Origin of the sequence: Actinoplanes sp. G11-F43, from assembly GCF_050589265.1 — a bacterium.
Lineage (GTDB): Bacteria > Actinomycetota > Actinomycetes > Mycobacteriales > Micromonosporaceae > Actinoplanes.
Genome location: NZ_JBNZCE010000080.1, coordinates 4,691 through 8,833, shown reverse-complemented (window position 1 = coordinate 8,833; position 4,143 = coordinate 4,691). Strand labels below are relative to the sequence as shown.

The 4,143-nt window shown below is 72.2% G+C and carries 5 protein-coding genes; 3 read left to right on the top strand and 2 right to left on the bottom strand.

What is annotated here, in order from left to right; genetic code table 11:
- Positions 1–23: 23 nt before the first annotated feature.
- Positions 24–869 (bottom strand): polysaccharide deacetylase family protein, encoded by an 846-nt coding sequence (locus ACQ0O7_RS44890; protein ID WP_430792062.1) that lies wholly within the window; start codon positions 867–869, stop codon positions 24–26.
- Positions 830–2,062 (bottom strand): hypothetical protein, encoded by a 1,233-nt coding sequence (locus ACQ0O7_RS44885; RefSeq protein WP_430792061.1) that lies wholly within the window; start codon positions 2,060–2,062, stop codon positions 830–832. Before ACQ0O7_RS44885 ends, ACQ0O7_RS44890 begins: the two co-directional genes overlap by 40 nt.
- 110 nt (positions 2,063–2,172) lie before the next feature.
- Here ACQ0O7_RS44885 and ACQ0O7_RS44880 point away from each other — a divergent pair, with 110 nt between their 5' ends.
- Genes ACQ0O7_RS44880 through ACQ0O7_RS44870 form a run of 3 tightly spaced genes read left to right on the top strand, consistent with a single transcriptional unit; the run spans position 2,173 to position 4,132 of the window.
- The gene (locus tag ACQ0O7_RS44880) at positions 2,173–2,418 is read left to right on the top strand and encodes a hypothetical protein (protein ID WP_430792060.1); all 246 of its coding nucleotides are present in this window, start codon (positions 2,173–2,175) and stop codon (positions 2,416–2,418) included.
- Positions 2,415–3,509, top strand: a complete 1,095-nt coding sequence (locus tag ACQ0O7_RS44875; RefSeq protein ID WP_430792059.1) for a sensor histidine kinase — start codon at positions 2,415–2,417, stop codon at positions 3,507–3,509. Before ACQ0O7_RS44880 ends, ACQ0O7_RS44875 begins: the two co-directional genes overlap by 4 nt.
- The gene (locus ACQ0O7_RS44870; protein WP_430792058.1) at positions 3,506–4,132 is read left to right on the top strand and encodes a response regulator transcription factor; all 627 of its coding nucleotides are present in this window, start codon (positions 3,506–3,508) and stop codon (positions 4,130–4,132) included. The genes ACQ0O7_RS44875 and ACQ0O7_RS44870 overlap by 4 nt, the downstream gene beginning before the upstream one ends.
- Positions 4,133–4,143 lie beyond the last annotated feature (11 nt).

Below are 4,143 nucleotides of genomic sequence, written 5' to 3'. Positions count from 1 at the left end.
CCCCACGCGGGTGAAACCGGGCGTCAGGCGAGCAGGTCGGAGAGGCGGACCGGCTCCAGGCCGCGGCGTTTCAGACCGGACAGGATCGCCGGCAGGGCGTCGTCGGTGTACTGGGCGTTCGCCTCGGTCACGTGCATGATCACGATCGAGCCGGGCTTCACCTGGTTCAACACCGCGTTCACCACCGGGGACGGGCCGCGGGCGAACGGGTCGCCGCTGATCACGTCCCCGTCGATCACCGTGACACCGAGCGGGGCCAGGGCGCGCAGCGCGGCCGCGTCGTGGCAGAGCCCGGGGAACCGGAAATACCGGGTTTGACCACCCCCGAACGGCTCCAGCACCCGGAACGTCTTGGCCACGTCCTCGGTCATCGCCTTCTTCGCCACCCGGGGCAGGTTGTAGCAGTCACCGGTGAACGCGGCGTGCTCATAACTGTGGTTCGCGATCTCGAACCGCGGATTCCCGGCGATCCGGCGGGTGACCTCCGGATACTCCTCGGCCCACTGGCCGGTGACGAAGAACGTGGCCGGGATCTTCCGGTTCTCCAACATCTTCAGAAGACGCAGATTGGCGTACGAGGTGACCTCACCGCGCCGCAGCCGGGCCGTCATCGCGTCGGTCATGTCCGCGTCGAAGGTCAGCGCCACCCGCTTGGCCCCGCGCGGACCGTGGTCGACCACGGCCGGCACCGCACCGGGCCGGCTGGCGCCGGGCGACAGGGTGGCGGCCGTCGTCTTCTCCACCGGGGGCGAGGCGGCCGCGGACGGCGGTGTCATAGCCGACGGGGGTGCGGGCTCCTCGGAGAACCCGCACCCGGCGAGCGTCAACGTCAGGAAGAGAGCGAGCGCGCGCCGTCCGTCGAGTGCCACGCCCGCGAGGATTCCATCGATCCCGACGACGGCGCTACACCGGATCGACGTGCGCAGCCTTTCGGGCACGGGCGGAACTGGGCGAAACGCGGACGGTCCGCGTTGCCGAAGGCGGTGAAGTCGCCGCCCACGGTCAGGGTGCCGAGGGTGGGGTTGGACTTCAGGGTGAGCACACCCCACTTGCCGTTGCTACGCGGATTCCAGTCGCGCAGGGCGCCGGTCCGCGGATCCCAGGCGGCGATCTTCGGCTGGGGCCGCAGCTGGGCCGGGCACCACGAGGTGGCGGTCCGCGACGGTTTCGGGCAGGCCACCGTGAAGTGGCCGCCGGCGTACACGGTGCCGTTCAGGTACGTGATCGCCTGCACGTCACCGTCGGTGACACTGCTCCAGGCGAGACTGCCGTCCGGCCGGTACGCCTGCACCCGCCCGCCGACCCCGGCCAGCCCGGCGTACACCCGGTCGCCGGCGACGGTCAGGGCGAACGCCGGGTACGGGGTGGCGGGCCGGAACGCTCGGTCCACCTTCCCGTCGGTGAGCCCGAGGGCGGCCAGCCGGGCCGTACCGGAAACTCCGTTGATCTTCTGGAATCCGCCGCCCACGTAGAGCCGTGAGCCGGCCGCGGTGAGCGCCCACACCTTGCCGTCCGCCGCTCCGGCGAAGCCGGTGTCGACCGACCCGTCGGACAGCCGGAAGGCGGCCAGGTTGCGGGCCGGGCGTCCGTCCACCGCGCGGAAGTCGCCGCCCAGGTAGAGCCGCCCGTTCGCGGCGGTGAGCGTCTGCCCGAGGCCGTCGACGGTGTGCCGCATCGAGCCGACGGCGCCGGTGCGCAGGTCGATGGCGGCGAGCCCGGCGCGTGGCCGGCCGCCGACGGTCCGGAACTTGCCGGTCGCGTAGAGCGACGATCCGGCGGAGGTGAGGCCCATGACCGTACCGTCGGTGACCGGCGCCCAGGGCAGCAGCCGCCCGGTGCGCGAGTCGACGGCGGCGAGCCGTTTGCGGACCACCCGCCGGCCGTCGACGATCGCGTGGGTGAAGCTGCCGCCCAGGTAGACGGTGTCGCCGACGTGGGTGCTGGTGTAGACCAGACCGTCGAAGCCGACGGTGCGGTCCGGGACGTCGTCCGCGTACGCGGGCGAACCGGTGAGGGCCAGGGCGCCGGACAGCAGCGCCGCGAGCCAGCGTGATCGTGACATAAGCGTGACGATATGAACGATTCTCCTCTTTTGTCGGTGGATCGGCTCCACCCGCATCTCCACCCTCGGGAGGTGCCACTCCACCCAACGCGATTCGTAGCGTTCGGGACATGACTCAGGACAACCGGAAGAAGCGGGCCGTCAACTACATGCTGACCGGCGACGGCGAGGGCAACCGGAGCACCCGGCTGGCCGGCGAGATCATCGGGCGGGTCGTGGAACGCGAGGGTGGAAAGATCACCGGCCGGCTGGTGGCGGCCGTCCTGGTGGTCCTCGCCGTGGCGGGACTCGCCTTCGTCGCCTACCGTCTGCTGATGCTCGATCTGATCCTGACCCTGGTGGGTGAGCGGGGTTGACCCTGCGGGACGGCGTCCGGCGGCTCCGGGCCGACGACCCGGAGACCGGCTGGCTGGTACGCATCGCGATCAGCGGGGTGATGGTCTGGCTCACGCTGACCGAGGGGTTCCACCCGGCCACCGCCTGCTGGGCGCTGTTCCTGCTCACCGACCGGCGGTGGCCGCGGATCGCGCAGGGTGCGCTGGCCCTGGCCGCACTGCTGTCGGCCACCCTCAGCGAGCCGTCGTCGCTGTTCTATCTGTACGCGGCGCTGTTCATGTTCGTCCTCCTGCCACGCACCCCGATGTGGGCGATCCTGACCCTGACCGCCGCGGTGCTGGTGGTGCTGCTCGGCGGGCTGTGGCGGGCCGGGCACGGGACGGCCAGCATGATCACCCAGCCGGCGCTGATCGCTACGCTCGTCCTGTTCACCCTGCACCGGCGGGTGCACCGGCTGCACGCCGAACAGATCCAGCAGACCCGGCAGGCCCGCGCCCGCGCCGCCGCCCTCGACGAACGGGCCCGGATCGCCCGCGAACTGCACGACGTGCTGGCGCACTCGCTGGGCGCGCTGGGCGTTCAACTGGAGGTCGCGGAGGCGCAACTCACCGAACGCAACGACGTGGCCGGGGCCGCGGACCGCATCCGCCGGGCCCGCCGCCTGGCCGCCGAGGGCCTGGTCGAGGCCCGGTCCGCGGTGGCCGCACTACGGGCCGACGTGCCGCCGCTGTCCCGTGCGCTCGCCGACCTGGCCGCGTCGTACCGGGCCGACCACGGTGCCGCGATCACCCTGCGTGTCGAGGGTGAGGTCCGCCCGCTGTCACCGGGCGCCGAGGTGGCGTTGCCCCGGATCGCCCGGGAGGCCCTCACCAACGCGATGCGGCACGCCCCCGGCGCCCCGGTCACCCTGACCCTCGACTTCCGCCCGGCGGCCGTGGTCCTCACCTCGCTGAACCCCATGGGAAGCGACAGATCAGATTCAGATTCGAGTACGGATACGGGTACGCACGGTCTGATCGGCGCCCGGGAGCGAGTCGCACTGCTCGGCGGAACGCTGGAGGCGGGCAGGGTGGACGGCGACTGGCGGCTCGTCGTGGCGGTGCCGGAATGATCCGGGTGCTCGTCGTCGACGATCAGCAGCTGGTCCGGGAGGGTCTGACCGCCCTGCTGGAACTCACCGAGGGTGTCGAGGTGGCCGGTTCGGCCGCCGACGGCGAACAGGCCCTGGCCCTGATCGAGGAGTTCCGCCCCGACGTGGTGCTGATGGACCTGCGGATGCCGAAACTCGACGGGATCGCCGCCACCGCCCGCTGCCGCGACCGGTTTCCCGAGGTGGCGGTGGTGGTGCTGACCACCTACGCCGACGACGAGTCGATCGCCGGGGCGCTGGCCGCCGGCGCCCGCGGCTACCTGACCAAGGACGCCGGCCGCGCCGAGATAGCCCTGGCGTTGCGGGCCGCGGCGGCCGGCCACGCCCTGTTCGACCCGGCGGTGGCCGCACGCCTGACGGTGGCCCCGGCCGCTCCCACCACCGGCCTGCCGGACGGCCTGACCCAGCGTGAGGTGGAGGTACTGCGGCACATCGCCCGAGGCCACACGAACGCCGAGATCGCGGCCGCCCTCTTCGTCGCCGAGACGACGGTGAAGACGCACATCAACAACGCGTTCGCCAAGATCAGCGCCCGCAACCGCACCGAGGCGGCCCGCTACGCCACCCGACACGGCTGGACCTGACCCGGCCCCGG

Coding starts and splice junctions, on each gene's coding strand:
- ACQ0O7_RS44880 (WP_430792060.1), top strand. CDS start 2,173: ATGACTCAGGACAACCGGAAGAAGCGGGCCGTCAACTACATGCTGACC.
- ACQ0O7_RS44885 (WP_430792061.1), bottom strand. CDS start 2,062: ATGTCACGATCACGCTGGCTCGCGGCGCTGCTGTCCGGCGCCCTGGCC.
- ACQ0O7_RS44870 (WP_430792058.1), top strand. CDS start 3,506: ATGATCCGGGTGCTCGTCGTCGACGATCAGCAGCTGGTCCGGGAGGGT.